29 protein-coding genes and 2 pseudogenes are annotated in these 18,951 nt (G+C 46.0%); 6 read left to right on the top strand and 25 right to left on the bottom strand.

Going from position 1 to position 18,951, the window contains the following annotated elements; translation table 11 throughout:
• Positions 1-255: 255 nt before the first annotated feature.
• The 11 genes and pseudogenes from BM323_RS14015 to BM323_RS13965 form a co-directional block, all read right to left on the bottom strand.
• Positions 256-1,377, bottom strand: a complete 1,122-nt coding sequence (locus BM323_RS14015) for a phage integrase Arm DNA-binding domain-containing protein (RefSeq protein WP_091003973.1) — start codon at positions 1,375-1,377, stop codon at positions 256-258.
• The gene (locus BM323_RS14010) at positions 1,361-1,603 is read right to left on the bottom strand and encodes an excisionase (RefSeq protein WP_091003970.1); all 243 of its coding nucleotides are present in this window, start codon (positions 1,601-1,603) and stop codon (positions 1,361-1,363) included. The genes BM323_RS14015 and BM323_RS14010 overlap by 17 nt, the downstream gene beginning before the upstream one ends.
• Positions 1,604-1,766: 163 nt before the next feature.
• Entirely contained in the window at positions 1,767-2,045 is a 279-nt protein-coding gene (locus BM323_RS14005; protein WP_091003967.1) for a hypothetical protein, read from the bottom strand.
• Positions 2,035-2,253: a hypothetical protein gene (locus BM323_RS14000; RefSeq protein WP_091003963.1), complete on the bottom strand. Its 219-nt coding sequence runs from the start codon at positions 2,251-2,253 to the stop codon at positions 2,035-2,037. The genes BM323_RS14005 and BM323_RS14000 overlap by 11 nt, the downstream gene beginning before the upstream one ends.
• A 31-nt stretch (positions 2,254-2,284) precedes the next feature.
• The gene (locus tag BM323_RS13995; RefSeq protein ID WP_254773266.1) at positions 2,285-2,602 is read right to left on the bottom strand and encodes a hypothetical protein; all 318 of its coding nucleotides are present in this window, start codon (positions 2,600-2,602) and stop codon (positions 2,285-2,287) included.
• 74 nt (positions 2,603-2,676) lie between these two features.
• Positions 2,677-2,901: a hypothetical protein gene (locus tag BM323_RS13990; protein WP_091003960.1), complete on the bottom strand. Its 225-nt coding sequence runs from the start codon at positions 2,899-2,901 to the stop codon at positions 2,677-2,679.
• Positions 2,898-3,140, bottom strand: a pseudogene (locus BM323_RS24700) (DNA polymerase III subunit theta). The gene BM323_RS13990 and the pseudogene BM323_RS24700 overlap by 4 nt, the downstream one beginning before the upstream one ends.
• Before the next feature lie 62 nt (positions 3,141-3,202).
• Positions 3,203-3,427, bottom strand: a complete 225-nt coding sequence (locus BM323_RS13980; protein ID WP_008109308.1) for a hypothetical protein — start codon at positions 3,425-3,427, stop codon at positions 3,203-3,205.
• Positions 3,428-3,475: 48 nt separating this feature from the next.
• On the bottom strand, positions 3,476-3,745 hold the full coding sequence (locus BM323_RS13975; RefSeq protein WP_008109311.1) for a DUF5405 family protein: 270 nt from the start codon (positions 3,743-3,745) through the stop codon (positions 3,476-3,478).
• 65 nt (positions 3,746-3,810) lie between these two features.
• The gene (locus tag BM323_RS13970) at positions 3,811-4,077 is read right to left on the bottom strand and encodes a hypothetical protein (RefSeq protein ID WP_008109312.1); all 267 of its coding nucleotides are present in this window, start codon (positions 4,075-4,077) and stop codon (positions 3,811-3,813) included.
• Positions 4,074-4,319 (bottom strand): DNA polymerase III subunit theta, encoded by a 246-nt coding sequence (locus BM323_RS13965; RefSeq protein ID WP_008109314.1) that lies wholly within the window; start codon positions 4,317-4,319, stop codon positions 4,074-4,076. The genes BM323_RS13970 and BM323_RS13965 overlap by 4 nt, the downstream gene beginning before the upstream one ends.
• Positions 4,320-4,373: 54 nt before the next feature.
• Between BM323_RS13965 and BM323_RS13960 the strand changes: the two genes are divergently transcribed.
• Positions 4,374-5,054, top strand: coding sequence for an SOS response-associated peptidase family protein (locus BM323_RS13960; RefSeq protein ID WP_091003957.1), 681 nt, complete (start codon positions 4,374-4,376; stop codon positions 5,052-5,054).
• A gap of 90 nt (positions 5,055-5,144) precedes the next feature.
• Here BM323_RS13960 and BM323_RS13955 read toward each other — a convergent pair whose 3' ends face one another.
• The 12 genes from BM323_RS13955 to BM323_RS13910 form a co-directional block, all read right to left on the bottom strand.
• The gene (locus BM323_RS13955; RefSeq protein ID WP_091003955.1) at positions 5,145-5,924 is read right to left on the bottom strand and encodes a YadA C-terminal domain-containing protein; all 780 of its coding nucleotides are present in this window, start codon (positions 5,922-5,924) and stop codon (positions 5,145-5,147) included.
• Between the two features lie 335 nt (positions 5,925-6,259).
• Positions 6,260-6,991, bottom strand: a complete 732-nt coding sequence (locus BM323_RS13950; RefSeq protein ID WP_091003953.1) for a YadA-like family protein — start codon at positions 6,989-6,991, stop codon at positions 6,260-6,262.
• A 111-nt stretch (positions 6,992-7,102) separates the two neighbouring features.
• The gene (locus BM323_RS24355; protein ID WP_139221425.1) at positions 7,103-7,414 is read right to left on the bottom strand and encodes a hypothetical protein; all 312 of its coding nucleotides are present in this window, start codon (positions 7,412-7,414) and stop codon (positions 7,103-7,105) included.
• A gap of 198 nt (positions 7,415-7,612) precedes the next feature.
• Positions 7,613-7,834: an ANR family transcriptional regulator gene (locus tag BM323_RS24350; RefSeq protein WP_175501709.1), complete on the bottom strand. Its 222-nt coding sequence runs from the start codon at positions 7,832-7,834 to the stop codon at positions 7,613-7,615.
• 18 nt (positions 7,835-7,852) lie between these two features.
• Positions 7,853-8,956: a RecT family recombinase gene (locus BM323_RS13945; protein WP_091003951.1), complete on the bottom strand. Its 1,104-nt coding sequence runs from the start codon at positions 8,954-8,956 to the stop codon at positions 7,853-7,855.
• A complete protein-coding gene (locus tag BM323_RS13940) occupies positions 8,956-9,780 on the bottom strand; it encodes a PD-(D/E)XK nuclease-like domain-containing protein (RefSeq protein WP_091003949.1) in 825 nt (274 codons plus the stop codon). The genes BM323_RS13945 and BM323_RS13940 overlap by 1 nt, the downstream gene beginning before the upstream one ends.
• Complete coding sequence (gene gamL / locus BM323_RS13935; protein WP_091003946.1) at positions 9,771-10,064, bottom strand: host nuclease inhibitor GamL; 294 nt, start codon at positions 10,062-10,064, stop codon at positions 9,771-9,773. Before gamL ends, BM323_RS13940 begins: the two co-directional genes overlap by 10 nt.
• Entirely contained in the window at positions 10,061-10,246 is a 186-nt protein-coding gene (locus tag BM323_RS13930; RefSeq protein WP_008109331.1) for a hypothetical protein, read from the bottom strand. The genes gamL and BM323_RS13930 overlap by 4 nt, the downstream gene beginning before the upstream one ends.
• A gap of 179 nt (positions 10,247-10,425) precedes the next feature.
• Complete coding sequence (locus BM323_RS13925; protein ID WP_091003943.1) at positions 10,426-10,755, bottom strand: pentapeptide repeat-containing protein; 330 nt, start codon at positions 10,753-10,755, stop codon at positions 10,426-10,428.
• A 218-nt stretch (positions 10,756-10,973) separates the two neighbouring features.
• Entirely contained in the window at positions 10,974-11,198 is a 225-nt protein-coding gene (locus BM323_RS24345; protein ID WP_139221423.1) for a hypothetical protein, read from the bottom strand.
• Positions 11,199-11,241: 43 nt separating this feature from the next.
• Positions 11,242-11,889, bottom strand: coding sequence for a pentapeptide repeat-containing protein (locus BM323_RS13920; RefSeq protein ID WP_091003942.1), 648 nt, complete (start codon positions 11,887-11,889; stop codon positions 11,242-11,244).
• 562 nt (positions 11,890-12,451) lie between these two features.
• Positions 12,452-12,709 carry a hypothetical protein gene (locus BM323_RS13910; RefSeq protein WP_091003935.1) on the bottom strand — a complete coding sequence of 86 codons (258 nt, stop codon included), beginning with the start codon at positions 12,707-12,709 and terminating at the stop codon, positions 12,452-12,454.
• Positions 12,710-12,918: 209 nt separating this feature from the next.
• On the opposite strand from BM323_RS13910, the gene iraP reads away from it, so the two are divergent.
• A complete protein-coding gene (gene iraP, locus BM323_RS13905) occupies positions 12,919-13,284 on the top strand; it encodes an anti-adapter protein IraP (protein WP_091003932.1) in 366 nt (121 codons plus the stop codon).
• 1,197 nt (positions 13,285-14,481) lie between these two features.
• Here iraP and BM323_RS13900 read toward each other — a convergent pair.
• Positions 14,482-15,123, bottom strand: coding sequence for a helix-turn-helix domain-containing protein (locus tag BM323_RS13900; protein WP_091003930.1), 642 nt, complete (start codon positions 15,121-15,123; stop codon positions 14,482-14,484).
• Positions 15,124-15,235: 112 nt separating this feature from the next.
• On the opposite strand from BM323_RS13900, the gene BM323_RS13895 reads away from it, so the two are divergent.
• From BM323_RS13895 to BM323_RS13880, 4 genes and pseudogenes are all read left to right on the top strand, one after another.
• Positions 15,236-15,436 (top strand): helix-turn-helix transcriptional regulator, encoded by a 201-nt coding sequence (locus BM323_RS13895; protein ID WP_091003926.1) that lies wholly within the window; start codon positions 15,236-15,238, stop codon positions 15,434-15,436.
• A gap of 111 nt (positions 15,437-15,547) precedes the next feature.
• Positions 15,548-15,886 (top strand): hypothetical protein, encoded by a 339-nt coding sequence (locus tag BM323_RS13890; RefSeq protein WP_091003923.1) that lies wholly within the window; start codon positions 15,548-15,550, stop codon positions 15,884-15,886.
• An 88-nt stretch (positions 15,887-15,974) separates the two neighbouring features.
• Positions 15,975-17,834, top strand: a complete 1,860-nt coding sequence (locus BM323_RS13885; protein WP_091003920.1) for a DnaT-like ssDNA-binding domain-containing protein — start codon at positions 15,975-15,977, stop codon at positions 17,832-17,834.
• A 144-nt stretch (positions 17,835-17,978) separates the two neighbouring features.
• Positions 17,979-18,397 (top strand): annotated as a pseudogene (locus BM323_RS13880) (bleomycin resistance protein).
• 119 nt (positions 18,398-18,516) lie between these two features.
• On the opposite strand, the gene arsC reads toward BM323_RS13880, so the two are convergent.
• The gene (gene arsC, locus BM323_RS13875) at positions 18,517-18,942 is read right to left on the bottom strand and encodes a glutaredoxin-dependent arsenate reductase (protein WP_091003918.1); all 426 of its coding nucleotides are present in this window, start codon (positions 18,940-18,942) and stop codon (positions 18,517-18,519) included.
• Positions 18,943-18,951: the final 9 nt, after the last annotated feature.

Here is an 18,951-nt window from a genome sequence, read left to right as displayed (position 1 = left end):
AGGTAACCAGCACTTTTTTTTTATTTTCCTGAGCATCTTATCCGCATCTTTCGCATGGAATCCGAAAGGTCGCAATCCAGTGTAAACTTTAACTGCCATAGTTCTTGTTACCCTTTCGAGAGAAAAACATGACATTAGCTTTTTAACTAATATACCACTGCTCACTTAAATCATTTATATGCTTAAGATAGCTGCGAACGTATGATGTTCACACATGGCTGACATCCGTTTAAATATATGCGCAACTAATTTGAGTCAAAAGATCAACTTCTTCCATTCACTGCTTCGCTCATCGTTATATTTGTCTGTCATTGCCTGATTTGAGTGCCCCAGAAGTGTTTGTGTATCGATGCCCTGAGCTCTGTAAAGCCGCTCAGACAGAGAGCGCTGCTCATGGAAAGAGGGGGCCTGGCCTTCCTCCCATATTAATCCTGACGCTTCTCTTGCCAGACGAAAATTATCTCGTAAAGAGTGCGGTTTAACCTGTTCCCCTCTTTTAGAGGGGCCTTTGTCGTCACGATGATGAAGCAGGTAGGGGCTCAGAATTCTGTCACGACATTGTCCGATGATTTCGCGCAAGCTGATACCCAGCGCATTACAGTGTAATGAAAGTGGCAGTGCTATGCGTGCGCCTGTTTTCTGCTGAACGATGTGCAGATGATCATCCCACACATCGGAAAACCGCATTTTCGAAATATCACTGATGCGCTGCCCTGAAACTACAGCAAGCAACATGGCGCGTTGCATATACCGGGGTTTTTCGGCATGGGCATAAATCTTTTTCCACGTAGGTAAATCAAGTCTGGCTCTCATAACTTTTGCCCTGGGTGTACGGGTCGATAACGCTGGGTTAAAGCCCGGGCTGACTTCACCTGCGCGTTGCGCCTCCTTAAAGAAATCAATACAAATCGTTCTTACAAGAAGCGCCATACTGTTTTTATTTCGTTCGAGGTAAGGCTCCATCAAGGCGTTGATGTCTTTCACTGTGACTTGATCAAGAGGCTTCATACCGATTTCTGGCACCAGAATGTCGAGCACCAGTTTCTTCTGCTGAATCGTCTTCGTTTTTAACTCGCCTGACTTAACGCGTCGTGTTTGCAACTGAAGATATTTTTCTGACCAGCCCGAAGTCGTTATTGACGTGTTCAGGCTTTCAGCCAGTTTATTCCTCGCTTTGATGAGATGACGCATCTGGTTCTCAGATAATCTGGAATTAGCTTCAATTGCGATGGCTTTTGCTTCCGCTTCATCGGTGCCTAAACCATGAAATTTACCTGTGACAGGATGCTTATATCGCCAGTAAACGCGTTTTGTTCTGGCATCAGTAAAACAGGACAGATTAGGGATGATGACATTATATTTACGTGGCCTGGCCATCCTCTAATATCCTTTTTAATCTCACGTTATCACTTTGCCTGATTTCAGGACTGGACTGTACACCGATGAATCGCGCAGAGCGTTCAACGCGCCAGATATTTCCAACTTTTACCGGAGGCGGAAATATCATTCCATTCCTGGCATATTTGCTGAGTGTAGCGGGGCCCGGAATCGGATTGCCGAATTCCTCTTCCGCCCAGGTAGATAACTTAATCATGCGAGACATTATATTCTCCGGTTAAAAATTCAATCGGTTACCACGAAGTGGAAGAGTCATTTCTTTAAAGTATCTATCAGGAAAAATATTCCGAAAAATGATGTCTGGTTTTAAGCGTTCATAAATGAAAATTCGCACGCAAGGCGCGATAATAAGTATCGATGTTGATTGACTACCCGGATTTCAGTGCTTCTTTCTCGGCTTTAGTGGCGAGGCGGGAGTAACCCATACGACTGCGAATCAGTACCGGCTCCTTTTTCTTCCATTTTGCTACATCACGCTCCCGATATTTACGGGGTGCATTCCCATTAACCGAGGCGATAACGTGTTCCTCATGTACCTCCTTCACGCTGACCCGCCAAACAGAGAGTGTGCTGATGGTTGTATTACCCATCTTATGCCGATACAGCTGGTAGGCCGTATCACCAGGTTTCAGGGAACTAATTTTCATTTGCTCTCCTGTGCTTAATTGCGCGAAGTTCCTTCTCATGATCGCTGCGGCATTCGGGGGCACAATAATGGCCCTTGTCTATTGGCTCATCACACCAGAGGCATTTACCGGTGAACGTTGCCGTCACACGCGGCCGGTAAGCCAGCGCTAATTCAATCATCTGAAGCTCAAGTTCTGATGCTGCATCTATCGGATCTGGATGTGTCATTTCGATTTCCTGTAGGCAATAAAAAACCGCCTCATTGGGCGGTTTTCGCGGTTTTACTGGCTTCATACTTTCTTCGTATTTCAATCATCCTGATGTAAAAGTCATACAACTCTTTGCGCATGCTGTTTTTCATGTCATCAGGTAGCGGCTCTTGCAATTTCATCCACTGATCAAGTTCAGGTTTACACTGTACGTAGGCATCATCCACAACTTTCTTAGCGGGTATGGTTGAATTAATGAAGGGAATTGTATGGTCATTCAAACAACGCGTTTCTGGCGTTCCGAATGCTTTGTCGTCCGCTGCCGCAGACATAGAGAGAAATGCTCCCGTAAATAAAATCCATTTCACAGCTTATTTTTCATCCTTCATATTTACCGGGTCCGATCCCCGTGGAAATTTCATCGACCCCTGTCGGTAAAACTTTAGCCTTCACTCATGAAAGCTAACCATTCTGCCCAGCAGTTTTCTGGGTCGATATCCCTGTAGCCACGACTCTCTGACATACTCAAAGCCGCTTCAGCGTCCAAGGAAATGGCGGTGGCGTTATCCCTGATACCTAATACTTCCAATTCAGTTAGAGGCGAGCCTTTCTCATCCGCTTTAGATAGCAGCAAGGCAATAAGCGAAGGCACAAAGACGATCGTCATTTATCCGCATCCTTCTGATAAAACGGGTCACTGCCACGCGGAAACTGTAGCGCGACATTCCTGTAAGGCTGCAGGCGCTCTTTGAAGTACTCTCACAAATTTACAGGTTGCTGCATTTCTGCTTCATGTGGAACGACGGGCATATTCATGCGCTCTTTGAACGCAACTCGAGACGCGGAAAAAATCGACGTTGTCTTGTCACGCTCTTCTCTGCCAGGGGCTGTTAAGTTGTGATTTATGGGTTATATCGCCCAATTGTCTGCGTGTGGATAAAACCTGCCGCAGCAGGTTCATTTGTCCATCATTTAATCTGGAATATCACTTCGCCTTCTGGCGATAACTGCCGGGTATATGTCATGCCTCTTTGCGGCAACCTGCTGGCTAAAATCTCTTCCATCACATCCAGCGCATGACGATTTTCATCAGTCTGGCGAGCTTTGAATGTGAGGGGTGTATCTGAGTTTTTATCAGCCGCATCGACCATTGCATTTGCAATGTCCGGATATGTTATTTCTTTTTCTGACACTACTTAATCTTCCTGTAACCAATCATGCAAAATCGGCGGAAGGTTACATTACTCGGCGGTTTGCATAAACGCTTTTTCACACTGTAGCGCTACACGGTTAATGTGCTGCTCCATCGCCTGCAGCGACTGCACATCTTCAAGCCTCACGTCGAGGTGAATCAGCGCGTGAATGGCCTGACTTAACTTTGTGTAGTAGCCGACCAGTTGCTGCCATTCCTTACCAGCGTTATCGCCTTCCTTGGTGATTTTCTTCTCGCGGATGATGTTCTGATACTGGTCAGCGGTTAGGACGTATTTTTCGCCAATGTCGATTTGCATGGTATTTCTCCAAATTTTGGGCGTAAAAAAACCTGCTGGAGCAGGTCGACTTGAATCAATATTTATTAACCAATAGGCTTGGGGTGGTATTTAAAAATAGCTTTCACTATATCTTCATCAGATGGCTCATCCCCACAGACACCAATCAAATAACCGCCCCTTTCTTGATAGACAGTTTTAACAATAAATGTAGCGTTATAGCTACTGAAAGATAAACGAGCTTGGGATTGGTGAGGTTCTATACTGGATCCAAAAGTTACCTTTTCCACTCCGGGCGCGACTTGTTCTTTCTTTCCATGATGCCCGGCACCGAATAACATAATATCATTCACTTTTGCCCGTCCTCCTTCTGATAAACCGGGTCACTGCCACGCGGAAACTGTAGCGCGACATTCCTGTAATGCTGCAGGCGCTCTTTGAAGTACTCACGCAAATCTGCAGGTTGCTGCATTTCTGCTTCATGTGGAACTACGGGCATGTTCATGCGCTCTTTATATGCAACGCCAGACGCGGCTAAATCAACGTTGATACGATCGCGTTCTTCTCTGCTGCGTGTTGCCAGGTTTTGAGACATGCAGTTGTCCTCCTCACTTGATTATACCGCGCTATCCTTAAAAAAGAGGTGCCTATGTGTGGTCGATTTGCGCAGTACAGCAGCAGAGATGAATACTTTGAATCGCTCGGCCTGAAGGCTGAAGAAATCCAGTATGACCCGGAACCGATAGGGCGGTTTAACGTCGCTCCCGGCACGAAGGTGCTGTTGCTTAATGAACGTGACGAAGAGCTGCACCTCGATCCGGTCTACTGGGGCTTCGGGCCAGAGTGGTGGGATAAACAACCGCTCATCAATGCACGATGCGAAACCGCAGCTACCGGCCGTATGTTTAAACCACTCTGGAATAACGGCCGGGCCATTGTGCCGGCTGACGGCTGGTACGAATGGAAAAAGGACGGCAGCAATAAGCAGCCATTTTTCATCTACCACAAGAAGAAAACGCCGCTGTTTTTTGCTGCCATCGGTAAAGCGCCATTTAGCAAAGATCACGATAAAGAGGGCTTCGTCATCGTCACGTCACCCAGCAACAAGGGTATGGTCGACATTCACGATCGGCGCCCGCTGGTGCTTACTACTGATGCTGTTCGTGAATGGCTGAGCGAAGAGACCACACCTGAGCGCGCGCAGGAGATTGCTGTCGATGCCGCAGTGCCGGAGAAGGATTTCTCCTGGCATCCGGTTAGCAAAAAAGTTGGGAATATCCATAATCAGGGAGATGAACTATTGGAAGAGATAGATGATCCCGTGGCGTGATTGTGCGAATTATTAAATCAGCATACAGCCTGTATTTAGAATCGAGCTCTGACGAATTTTGTTGAGCATCTCTCTGACTGGAGACTGATACTACCAACCAAAAGATATGCCTGCCGCGACGCCAATGCTTTTATTGCTGTCATAACTCATATATGCGCTGCTCCTGATTTGTTCACTCAGTCTGAATTGTGATCCGAATGATACTGCCCCCTGGCCACCATAAGAACCCGCCCCAAAACCAAAACTAAAACGTTTGCCCTCAACGAAAGGTATGGCCGACATTGACATAGCGGAACTCACACCAGCCATTGCTTTGTGATGGTAGTAACCAATACGTTTATCCATAGCAGCAAATTTGTGTTCGGTCTTCGTTTCGAACCGTTGTTGATTGAAGTCGAGTTGATTGATTTTCGTTGTATTTTCTAATATCAGGCTGTTTGCACCCGATATTTTTCTGTTATTTTTGATAATGTCGGCTGTGTTAACGAGAATTCCCTTTTGGTTTTCTTTTGTTTTCATTTCATTAATGATTGTGTTTCTCTCATTATTGTCGATCAGTTGTTGTTGTTTTTCAATGTTTTCATTATTGGTGTCAATGGCATTTTTGTTTTTCTTAATTTTTTCTTTGTATTCGTCGATTTGTTGCTTGTTGAAGTTTATTTTTACGTCCTGATCATTAACTTTCAATTCCAGAGAGTTGAGCTTAATGCCATCAGTGAAGATTTGGTCACGATTGTGTTCGATATCCTCTTTCATACTACTGACATCTGTCTTGTGTTTACCGGGATGGAAAATTTTCACATCGGCGTGTGCTGTTGAAAAAATGAATATAGTAGTTGTTAAAATCAGCAATGATTGATTTAGTTTCATAATGATTTCCTTCTGTTGTTTAGGAACGAGGAGAAGAGTGGGTTAAAAATCTGCGACGTTATTCGCTATCAGATTTCTGGCTGATCGGCTAAAAAATAAATTATGTGATGGTTGATAGATTTATTGTGGTGGTTTACTGAGAATTAATCATGGGGCTCGATTACAGCGTCGACGTTTTTTAGTAGGATTCAAAACATGGTTGTCAATTTTGGGATTTTTATTTTCACTCCCTTTTATATTTTTCAAGCCAAAGGCCTCATTACAGGATGAGGCCTTTGGCTTGAAAATATCTCCGGGAAATGTGTTCCTGAATGACTGCTGATTAATGTCTCCGTTTACCAGCCAATCGATATCCCGGCGGCAATGCCCAGATTCCTGTTACTGTCATAACTCAGATAGGTGCTACTTCTCATAATCTCGGTCATTTGGAATTGAGAACCAATAGCCAGTGAACCCTGGCCACCATAAGAGCCAGATCCCACTCCAACGCTGACATCCTTGCCATTAAAGAATGGTATGGCATTCATTGCCATTGCAGCACTGATGCCAGCCATAGCCTTTTTATGATTTTTTGCGACAGTTTTATCAATCTTCTGAAATCTGTTGTTTGTCAGTTGCCTGAACTCATCAATCTCGCCAGTCAACTGATTAAGTGAATTTGAATTTTTTTGAGTTTCTCTATGAACTTCTTCAATTTTAACTTTGTTGTTCAATAACCCTTTCTTGTTGTTCAATATTCCTTTCTTGTTGTTCAGGATTTCTTTTTTGTTTTGTTCGTTAGAGGCCTTGTTTTTGAATGTATCATCTTTGATCGATTTTATATCTGAGCTATTTTTATTAATATCTTCCTTGTTTCCCTTGATATCATTCTTTATAACAGGGAGTTGTTCATTGTGATTAAGTACATCTGAATGGGTCTTAATGATGGTTTTCTGTAAGCCTATAAACTGCTTTTTGAGGTCGGCGAGATCTTCAAAGCAACTGTTAGCAATGCAAAAGCTTGCGTAAGAAGGTGCAGGTAAATTTATAAAGGCAAGAAGCGAGGTGATGAATATTCGGTTTTTCATTTTTATCTCTTTAGCGAGTTAATGTGTTAATCCATGGTTCTTATATGGAGCTCATGAATAGAGGGGGGCTAAATGTGAATGTTAAAAATCATGTAAAAAGTAATGCCCTGGTTAATCAATCCTCTTTTTCCGATAGCGGTGTGAGCAGAAGGTGCCGGAACCCCCTTTACACATATCTACTCTGGCAGTTGCAAATAAAGGACTGATATAGTCGTTTCCATCACCGTGCATGTCGAGATGTTCTATCGCAGCCTGATGCGTTGTAAAAAGAAAATCCTCTTCATTCCTTACGTGCCTGACCATCCAGGCATCGGGAGATGATGTTAAAGAGAGCTTCGCAAAAACATATACAATTTGTTCTCCAGGTGGAGATGACGCATGACTGAGATGGTCATCAACATAACGAAGGATTTTTTTATTCATTTTTATTGCCTCAAAAATATTGTTACTCCACTGATTGTATTTCCAGTCAGAAATTTAAATATTTTCAGATATTATTAATCTTGTGCTTAATGTTGGGTGCGATGAACTTAACATTGATTTCATTATGGATGAAGTCAGAAAAGTGAATAAATTCTGAAGCTGTATTTTTCCCTGGTGTTGGCGAAATTAAATATAAAATTATTTTTGAGACCATCCATTACGTAAAACACTCTGGCAAAACTGGCTACGATGTTCTGACCATTCTGCATTAACTTGTCTCATGGCCAGTTTCATTGCCTTTAACCAGAGCTTCCCTGCTTTTTCATAGTGTCCAAAGTTCTCCGCAATCGCTGCTGCTTCAGCGGTATTATAATAACGAATGTTACGTATATTTCTCTTGAGGGGCTTCCCTTGTCTCATGGTCATACCTTTTGTAAATCATGTTTTCTGACTGGTTGCGGCTTCATCCAGTTCAGCTTTCCTCACCAGAAAGACATCGGTCGCTTTCTCAAGTAGTGCTGGTGTAGAAGCCAGCACTCTGGAGGCATAGGCGTAGCATTTGGCCAGCGCGCTGACGGTTTTGGCGTTCATCGCAGCCTCACAGAAATCGGCCAGCAGCTTATCGGGAGTCCGTTGCTGAACATCCTGATCGTTGTCGAAAACTTTCGCTTTCCCGGCAGAACGCTGTGCTGATTTTTGCTCAGGAGGTGTAACTACGGAATGCTGTGTAGCTGGGGTGGGCGGTGGCGCTGTTGCTGGCGTATCGGATGCGCTTTGGTCAACATCTGATGCTTCATCTTCAGCATCACTGTGTTCAATTAACGCCTCGGCTTGCTGCCTGGACTGATTGATCAGTGCGTTCAAGTCGGTCAATGTGGATTTAGCGGGAGTAATATCTCGCTCAACGGTGGGAGCAGTGTCAATTTCATCGGGTGTATAAACGCCCAGGATGACATCGGGGCAATGCAGTCGCGCCCACCGTTTGACGGCGAGATAAGCCAGTTGTTGTTTGGGGTCACTTGCCCACAGTGTGGAGTTGCGCACCTGCGCCTGCGTTAAAAGGATTTCCAGCTCGCGTGGCTGTTCCTCATTCTTCATCGTTGCCCAGACACGAACGCCACAACCGGATTCATCGTCCAGTGTCCATCCGGGAGCCGCGTACTTATTTCCCTTTGATGACGTTTTTTCAGTGAATTTGCCGATGACCTTTTCCCACGGACCAAACCAGGCATACTGAATCCGATCGCGTGTAGGGGCCATTGTCGAGATGACGGCGTTAACCAGCTGAGCTTCATAACCCAGCACGCCGTTAACCATGAAGGTTTTCTGGGCCACAGCAAACGGGTTCATGCGCCACTGCACCGCCTGCATTGTGACGGCGAGGCAGTCTGAGGCTTTTCCGGCGAGGTGCGCAGGTACAGTCACCCGGCTGCCGGCCATAATCTCGGCGAAACGCACAAGCTTATCCAGTGCATCCGGGCTGAAAATGGTGGCTGCCGTGCTGGTGTTATCTGACGTGGGGTCCACTGGTTTATTCTGCATCACTGATTCTCCTGTCTGCGTGCCCATACCGGGCGCTGGATTGTCTCAATGCCGCCCCAATAATCATTGAGGCGGCAGTGGTGGAAGGTGTCGAGATTCTGGCGAAAGAGTTTCATGCCTGAATGCATATCATCGTCATGCAGTTCGAACGTCCGAACGGGGTAACGCCCGCAATCGATGGTTTCGCTCACCGCAATAAAGACGAACTGAGGGTATTCCTGGAAGCAACGGTAGAAACCCTCGCAGTACATTGCGGCCTGCACGTGATACCGGAATTCTTCGATGTGACGGGAAAAACGAGACATGTCGGCGACCTTCTTTACATCAAGGATGACAGCGCGGTTGGCCAGATATTTGTCGGGACGGATTCGACATAGCTCATCGGTTTCACTGTCTCGCCAGTAGATTGAAGATTCGCAATACCCCTCGTCTTTCAAAAAGTAACTGGCTGCGGGGTGAGCCATTGCACTGTCTCGCATCAGCAAAAGCTTTCGTCCCTGTTCAGCATCCAGCACGGTCATATTCATCCTGCTGGCATCGTCCAGGAATGTCTGCTCTTCCGCCTTGCCCTGATTTGTGCGGCGGTTGAAAGCGGGGGCCACGATATAGCGCTTATCAAATTCACCGGGTTCCAGCAGCATGCAATGCAGAGCGCTACCCATATCCAGTGCGGCTGTTTTTTCAGGATCGACAGGCGCATCCTTACGCCATTTGTAGATGGCAGGGTTCAGCGCCACATCATCAAGCTGCGACTTACTGACCCCCGGGCCTGCGTGGTAGTCCTCATTACTGATGTTGTGATACACGCCGGGTTTTACTGGCATGGCTCCTCCCATTTCAGTAATACCTGCAGGTCATAGTTTTCATTTGCCTGGTGGTAAGCAAGGTTAAGAATGAAGTCCCGATACTCTTCATTCGCTTTACCGCCGAAACAGCATTTGCTGGCGAGTGGATGAAGCAGGGAAGCCCTGAATTCATCAAGCGTGTCAGGAAAGAAGGTCAGAAGGCGTGCGGCTTCGTCGTCTATCCACTGCTCTTTTCGAATGGCATCCTGTTCTTCCGCATCGAGCTGTTCTTTTCTGCGCTCGAGCTCAATGAATGGCATCATGGCTTGCCCTCCTGAAGAATGATTTCGGTCAGTCTGTCAGTCAGAACCTGCAGTAGCGGTTTGGGAGGACGACGGCTAAAGCTGGCACTGCTCAGAATGTTCTTTCGGCTAAACTCGACAGAATGGATGGGGTGAAAAGGACGTGCGCAGGCGGCATCGCCCCTGATGTTTTTGTTCATCATGGTGAGGTTCCTGTCAGTGGGGCTGGAGAGAGGTATTGCTGAGAAAAGGCTAAGCGAGGCTAAAAGAGGTCAGTTCTGGATTTCACTTAGCGCCTGATAACAAGGATTTCAATCACGACCATTTTCAGACTGGCTTTCGTACTGCTGTCCGGTAACCGGGTTCCTCCGGTCATAGCACCCTACAAATCAGCACCTTCCAGCCTGGCTGTACGCATGTCCGCATCACGCAAATTGGCAGCCATTAACTTTGCATGGCTGAAGTCTGTGTTTAACAAAATAGTGCCAGAAAGGTCAGCGAACGGCATAAAAGCCCGGCAAAGCAGAGTGTTGTTCAGACTGGCTCCCTGTAAATTTGCGCCAATCATAATGGCGCGGGTCAGGTCAGCGTTATCGAGAGGCGCGCCTCTCAGGTCCATAAAACTCAGATCGGCACGCTTTCCTTTCTGACCCTCTGAGCGGACCCAGATTTTGTGAGCACGCAGTATAATTTCAAGTTGTGAAAGGTTCATGGTGTTACTCCATTGATTAACGGGTAAAAGGTGATGGGCTGACTTGTTCCTCCTGAGTTGAAGGAGAACGGGCGAATGAGAACTTTGCTAACGGGGCTGCGTTCTGGTGTGTGTGTAGCGGAACTGACCAGCGCGCCAGAGCGGAGTGTGTCCACGTAATGAAGACTCAGCAGGTTCGTCGGGTTGTTCAGGGTAAGTAAGACATAGATGCAAAACATTCATTTAAACTCCTCCCGCCTTGCTGCCGCGCGGGCTTCATAGATGGATGATGTTTTGCCAGAAATAATTGTTTTCAGACAAAACACACCAGTTGTCGATACGTTTGCTTCGGATGCCGCGTTGAGGGCTGCATTAGCTACACGCGCATGCTTAAGCAAAGAAAAAATGCAGGATTTAATGACGAGCATGGATTGTTCGCCATTTGTGATGTACATGATTTTCACAGGGTCAACTCCGTGTAATAACAGGGCGAATAGATGGTGGGGATTAAAGCCAGTCTGGTCTTTCACCTGTTCCCGTATAAAAGTCCAGAATATCCAGGAGTCTCGGATAGAATTTAATTGCGCGTTCCCCGTCCATCGATTCAATTTCTTTTTGTCTGAATCGTCGCCAGTCTTCGATTGAGTGCGTCTGACAGCCAGCACTTAATGTGACGCCATGCGTAATTTGAATACTGTATTCCTCACCCATAATAAGCCATGTATTTGCAGGTAAGCGGGTACCGAATAAATGGGCGCCTTTCAGCTTTGTTCCCGTTACATCAGCGAGGCGTAAATTAGCATCATGAAAGTCGGTGCAAAATAAACTGGAATGGCTCAATGACGCGTAATCAAACTTTACGTGAGTAAAATCAGATCTCTCCAGATTGCATCCATTCATTGCAGCATGACGTAGTTTTGCCCGGCGGAAATTACAGTCGCTGAGATTGCATTTATTAAAGATACTCTTCTCAAGGTTGGTGTTATAAAAGTTGTGATCAGATAAGTCACTGTAGCTAAGTACTAACCTTTTTCCTTCTTCGCCTGCGGACTGAAGCCAGACGTTATGTTCCTGAAGTAGCGCCGATAATTCCTCTTCTGTCATTGAGTTCTTAGGCGTTTTTACTGGACGAGTTACAATTGACAGGTCATGCATGTTCTTTGATTCCTATTCAGATTTCTTTGTCATAATCGGCGTGACTTAGTAATAACCATTTTCTCCCTCCGTTTTTGGAGAGAAGACGCCAGGAAGGGGTCACGCAGATGGAAAGATAGCCATGCCGAATAGTGCGTCTTGGTCTGATTTGTCCCAGACGCCATTGCCTGAGGAGACATCGTGCCCGGATATTAACGCGTTCTGGTACCTTATGTTTATTCATGGTTGGCCACCCATTCATCAGCGCATGACGCCGCAAGTTTTTGGGTAAACACCCAGTCTAAACCTTCGCAGAAATGGACAAATCTCCGCGAACGTTTCTGCGAACTGGCTGTAAATATGTGCCAGCCCCATCTGAATCTGTAAATCATGTGATCTCCTGATTTCAGGTAAAAATAGTCCCGTCTAGGACGGGACAGCAGTGTATAATCCATTTTTAACCAGCATGATAATACTGAGCGGTGTTTGTTTTACTTTCTGATCGTGAGATTTAAGGCGAAATAGATCGCACGTTATTTATGACGTGTAGTAGAAATCATTAACCTAAGTAAACGCTATGCTCTTATTCAGGATCATGCGACTTTTCACACGCACAACACTTAGGGCGTAAGTCCGGGTGTAATGTATAGACGGGCTCCAGAATTTCACTGATTATATTATCAATTGAAATCTGTACTTTCTCCATATACTCTTCTGATTCCTCGTTGGTCACTTTACCTTCTGCTTCATACTCGTAAATATTACCCACTGATATACTCAGTTCTCGTACAACCATTAAAACGGATTGTTTAATGCTTACTGCTGCTTCACGATTGTGCATAGATGCTCCAGATAAATTTTTTAATAGCGTTGATTAATTAAATAACATGGTGAGTGTAAGGCGCTGATTTATTAAGCACCCTCATAAGGTTTCAACGTAGAGGGTATATAAGTCAATTCTGTCTTCTCGTGATGGCATTTAGGATTATTTCATATTGAGGAAATGCACAGTCCGGGTAATATGTTCTACCTCTACAGAGAGAGGTCACTATGAAAAATGTCGTACTGAGCATGCTTGCCAAAATTTCGAAAATTGACGCGGCAACGAAGCAGCTGACTGCCCGCGTCGAAGCACAGTCACTTCTCATCAGCGCGTTGGTTTTAGCCGTCAGCAAGCAGGGTGGTGTCACTGCGATGATTGAGAGTGCGAATAAAGCGATTAATACAGTTATTGAGTCGGCAGAGTCCGATGATATGCTCAAGTCAGATGCTGCAATTTTGCTGAGTGAATTGCAGGATTTGCTCACTATTTCCCGGGCCGTAGATGGGGCTGATACTGAAATCAACCATGAAGGTCTGACAGAGATTTCAGGAATGTCCTCTGGAAATGACAATTCAATTCAGGACAAGAGCTGACAATTTTTAGTGACGTATCGAAAGCCATTCGCTAATAAAAAAACCCGGCATTAAGCCGGGTGGTATAAACTGCACCTTTAAACGGAACCAGCAATGTTCCTTGCTTAAGCATAATGCCTAAGATTAAATCCGATACTAAGGAACACTTGTCGTTACGATAAGGTTATTTTTCAGTAAGCGAGTTACATGCATAACCACCTGAATCATAATGTTTATTCCAGCAGTGTGCTTTGGTTTTGGTTAGTCTGGTTGGCTTTTGTAATTATAAAAATCTTTCTTAGCGCTTAGCTCAAACCTGCTATCGAAATTAATGTGTGATGGCGGTCTGATTTTTTCCGGGCATCATGCAACTCTCACTTTATTCGCTCAGAAACGTAAAAAAAAAATCCCGCACAAGACGGGAAAGGGTCAAAGGAATGCAGGTATGCGGTCTGATAAATTACGCCCGGCAAGCCGGGCTAAGTCCCAACCGCGCATTGACTAGACGAGGAGTCAGAATTACTTCCTGACGAAGAGATTTATAATCTAATCGTTATTCGTTTTACTGAAAAACTTATCCATTCGTATATTTCATTTCACCTCTGTAATGATTTTTTTGATTAGCAAAATCAAGCCTTGCCAGTTTTCATCGCGTAAATCGATAGGCAGGGTGATTTTTGCTTGAGAGGTTTTAATTTCCCGAAACATTCGCGCCGCGCTTCACAAATCTTTCTTAACTCATATTCACTCGCTGAGGAATGATAATGCGTGATGTGAAGACGTGGCGTCCGCGGGTCAAAATTAAGACCGCATACGGGGCATTTTACGGATTGTTTCTTAAGACGATAAGACATTGATAACCCCCTTCAACAAAGGAGATGGCACTGATCAGTGCCATCTCGTTTGCTGCGAGGAAGCTGGGTTTTGCCACTTCGGGATATCGCACTCCTGTGCTCCTCCCGCCCGACTTTATTGTGCCGTCCAAACTAACTCGTAGTGCATTAGTTCGAGCGTTTCCGTTCCGCTACGGCAAAGATCACATGATGTGGCATTATATGTCAACACGTATTGTGTGATTTAATTTGATGTTCACGTTTTGTTATTGAATTTTATGTGATCTTTTATGCTCATAAACCCGCAATTTGGGTTTTTATGAGCATGAGTTAAGAACTTCGAACGAGGTCAATTTCAGATGTAAGATAAGATCATTCGCAAGACTTAAAAAAATTCATCATCCCATTGTGCCTTTACAACCTTACCGAGAATGCGACAATTTTCATCAATTTCGATGCTTTGATATCTCGCTGTAGTATTCATAGGCTCTAGCCACTGCTTACCATCCTCAGTAACAAATTTTTTGAAAGTTACTTCCGTCTTGTTGTAAACGATACTTACACAGTAGTGGCCAGATTCGATGTTTGCCTCAGGATCAACTAAAACAAGGATGCCCTCTGGAAAACTGGGTTTTACCCCATAGGGCGAAGTCATCGAATGCCCCGGAACCTGAAACCAAAAGGATTTTTTACTTGCCCGTGTTGTAGAGGAGTAAAACTTAGTATTACTGTCAAAAGTAATGGGATCTCCGCGCTCCTGACTTATTAATTGGTCTTTATTGAGCAGTGGATATTCGTGTTGTTTGTAAACTGTACTTGAATCATCACCAAATAAGATAAATGCAGGAGTTACCCCTAAAGCCAAAGCCAGTAAGGCCGCGTCGTCAGAATTTACTTTTCGCGAGCCGATCTCGTAATTGCCTAATCTTGAAGCTGTTACCCAGCCGCACTGTTTTGCTAACTGAGCCTGGCTCAACCTTTTTGCCTCTCTGAGCGCCCTTATTCTTTCCCCAATATCGTTAGACATTTCATTTCTCAATTAACGGAATTACACATGCCGTGAGTATAGCAGCCTCACGACGTGGTTGAAATTAAATCACAATTTGTGATAGTTAATATGTGATTACACTGGAGGCATTATGAACAATTTAGCTTTGATTCGAAAAAAAATAGGCATTTCTCAGGCTGTGCTGGCGAAGTCTATTGGCTGGGGGCCATCTCGGATCGCCAATTACGAGAGCAACATCCGAACCCCAAGCCTGGCCAGCTGTCGTCTAATCCTCAAGGGTCTGGAAACGCTCGGTCACACACTTACTATAGATGAGGTATTCCCTCCATAAAAATGATATTAAACATAAACTTACTAGAAGATTAATTATCACTAATCATCATCAGCGTCTCCGAAGTTCTTTGCCCGGAAACGCTGTTTCGATCATTTAGGAATTTATCCAATGGATAGAGCAAATGCACGCAAATCAGATGGCCTGAGTGTGAATGGCCGTCATCTTCTCTCCTTAGCCCATAAAGCGTTATTGCATACGCGGCAAACTGAAGTTGCTAAACGACTTAACGTAGCCGATTCAACAGTGCTAAGGCGAACTGAAAAATACCCAGAAATCATGGAAACGCTGGCAGCAAGTGGGGTAGAGGATTTCGTGTTGAGGGGAGAGATGAAAGTGCCAATGGAACAGTATCGATGGCTTCTCACCGTGGCCATACAGTTTGCCGAGTACGAACTGGAGCGCACAAAAGAGAAAACCCCGGACTGCTGTAACAGTACCGGGGTTTAGTGCAGAACAGTTTCGTCAGAAACCATCCCAATTATGTCAGCAGCAGCCGTGCAAGTAAACGGCTGCGATTTGAGTTAAGGGGCAGGAAATGTTCGCCAAAAAAATGAAGTCGCCAGAAGTTCTCTCATCCCATCCCAAAGTGCATTTGATGGCACAACATCTCCTGATTCCCCCTCGCTCAGTAGGCGAGGGCAGTCACCGTGCAAAGCAGGAGGGCAGTATTCGTGATAAGCGCGATATCACTGTGGCTGGTCTGCTTAAGTTCTGGTCTGTTGCGAAACATCATGCCCGAAAGGGTGTGATTCCTGATGCTGATCTCTCATACATCGATGCTGTCGTGAACCATCCCGGTTTCGGTCAGGCAATGCAGAAAGTAGGTTGGGTTAAGTATGACAAGCGGAGAAACTGCCTGGCGCTTACGGAAATGAAAGGGGAGCAACAGAAGATTGAAGGCAAAAAATCCCAGGCTGCATTGAGACAGCAGCGCTACCGCATGAGGCTTAAGGTCAGGAACTGGATAGTTGAGGGAAGGCGGGCTGCTGCTGAACTTGCTAATAGCTCACGTTTTAAAAATCAGACTGTCGTCATAAAGCATGATGAGGTTTATGACGAGGAGGGAAGGCTGCTGAAGTTAGGGTCAATCACTGTCGATGGCAAAACAACGCACGTTGGTTACTGCTACCCCCAACATAAAACAACTGACAAGCATGGCCGGCCATCCTGGGCATCAGACATATCGATCAGTGATTCTGACGTAACGCAGAGCGTCACCGGCAGCGTAACTCCCGGTGATTCTGGCGTAACGCAGAGCGTCACCGGCAGCGTAACGCCCGGTGATTCTGACGTAACGCAGAGCGTCACCAACATCGTAACGCCTGGTGATTCTGACGTAACGCAGAGCGTCACCGGCAGCGTAACGCCCGGTGATTCTGACGTAACGCAGAGCGTCACCGGCAGCGTAACTCCCGGTGATTCTGGCGTAACGCAGAGCGTCACCGACATCGTAACGCCCGATGATTCAGGCGTAACGCAGAGCGTCTCCGGCAGCGTAACGCCCGCTGAATCCGGTGTAACGCAGAGCGTCACCTACAGCGTAACAATCGGTGATTCAGGCGTAACGCAGAGCGTCACCGACAGCGTAACGATCGGTGATTCAGGCGTAACGCAGAGCGTCACCGGCAGCGTAACGCCCGCTGAATCCGGCGTAACGCAGAGCGTCACCGACAGCGTAACGCCCGGCGTTTCAGGCGTCACTCAGAGCGTCACCGGTAGCGTAACGCGAAACGTTCCTGGCGGGCTCACGCGTGTTATACCTTCGCGCGCGCGCACCCGTTTTAGTTTTTTAAGATCTAAAACCCTAAAATCAAAACCTAAAACAACACACATCGCGCGCGAGAAAATTTCATGGCCTGTGGATAACTTCGACCCCAACAGCAAAATCACGTTGACCCCTGATTGGCTGACTGACTTTCCAACCCCCTGGGTGAGCAAGTCCTCCCCACGTAAAACCCGGCCCAGCGGTTGTGCCTTCGACGCCATGCGCAACGTGACCCAGAGCGTGACAATCCTGAGAACCGGAAACTCCGCCACCTGTGTCACTCGCAAGCGTGCCGCATGTGGCTCAACGGGTGGAGGCAATGCACAATCAACTGAGCAGGCTAAATTCAGGCTTGACCCACACTGGACAACCTCAAGCCAGTTTCTCATACATGCCAGGGATATCGGCATCGAGCTAGATACTGACGCATCGAACTATGAACTGAGCGAGTTTGTAAATTACTGGATGGAAGAGGGCGCACTGCACACTCAGAAGCAGTGGGAGACGAAGCTGGCACGGTTTATAGGCAAGGGGCGTAAGCGGGCGGCTAAGCATGCTAAACGCCGTCAGGACTTTACAATTCCAACCAGCATGGATTACGCCATCCCGCATGGGTTTCATGGGGGATGAACAGACAGCCATGATTAAAACAGATCCTTTAGTGAACATGGGAGTCTGGAGAGCTGCTAAGAGCGAACAGCGGACGTAATGTCTTAGTTACAAACAGGTAAAGCCACTTGATGTATGCTGGGTCAGCCTATAAAGGATGAGAAAATGACTGAAAAAAAAGAACACTTCTGGAACCGTATGGTCCCAGAGCTGACGGTAACTGATTTTCCCGTCTCACTGCACTTCTATGTCTCTGTGCTTGGCTTCAACATAATGATAAAGCGAAAAGAACCCGATTTTGCTTACCTCAATCTTGGTGAAGCCCAACTAATGCTTGAGCATACCACCCGGATGGATGGAACACGGGAGAACTTACAAGGCCACACGGACGCGGCATAAATTTTCAGATAGAAGTTGATGACATTGAACAGATTCTAACCCGGGTGCATGCGCATGGCGTAACGCTTTATCGGGATCTCCATGATAGCCATTACAGCATAGGAGAAAGCTCTGCCTGCCAAAGAGAGTTTCTCGTGCAGGATCCAGATGGTTATCTTTTGCGGTTTAGTCAGTTTATCGAATGAGATAATAGTGTCCGCTTCTGGGGCGGGGCAGGGAGATTAATGCATTGAAGGTCCGCTGTGAGCGAAAAGCGGACGCTGGTATATAGCAAACGAGCGCCCGTTAATAATACACAGAAGGTTTACTTAACCCGTTTCCCCGTTTCGTCAATGACCTTTTCGCCATTTTCTTTGGTAAAAGAGCCTTTCTGACTTTCAGGTAGAATATCCAGCACCATTTCGGAGGGGCGGCAAAGACGTGTGCCGAGCGGTGTTACTACAACCGGCCGATTAATTAGGATCGGATGCTGAAGCATAAAATCAATCAACTGTTTATCAGAAAATTTGTCCTCTTCAAGACCCAGCAGCTCATAAGGTTCGACATTCTTACGCAGTAATGCACGTACTGAAATATCCATATCTGAAATCAGTTTGATAAGTTCATCACGAGTTGGGGGCGTATCGAGATAATAAATAATGCTTGGTTCGTTACCGCTGTTACGGATCATCTCCAGCGTGTTACGTGAGGTGCCACAGGCAGGGTTGTGATAGATGGTAATGTTGCTCATATCAGTATC

Source organism: Pantoea sp. YR525, from assembly GCF_900116775.1.
GTDB lineage: Bacteria > Pseudomonadota > Gammaproteobacteria > Enterobacterales > Enterobacteriaceae > Pantoea > Pantoea symbiotica.
The sequence above is the reverse complement of the archived record's forward strand: the minus strand, read 5'-3'. Positions and strand labels throughout refer to the sequence as shown.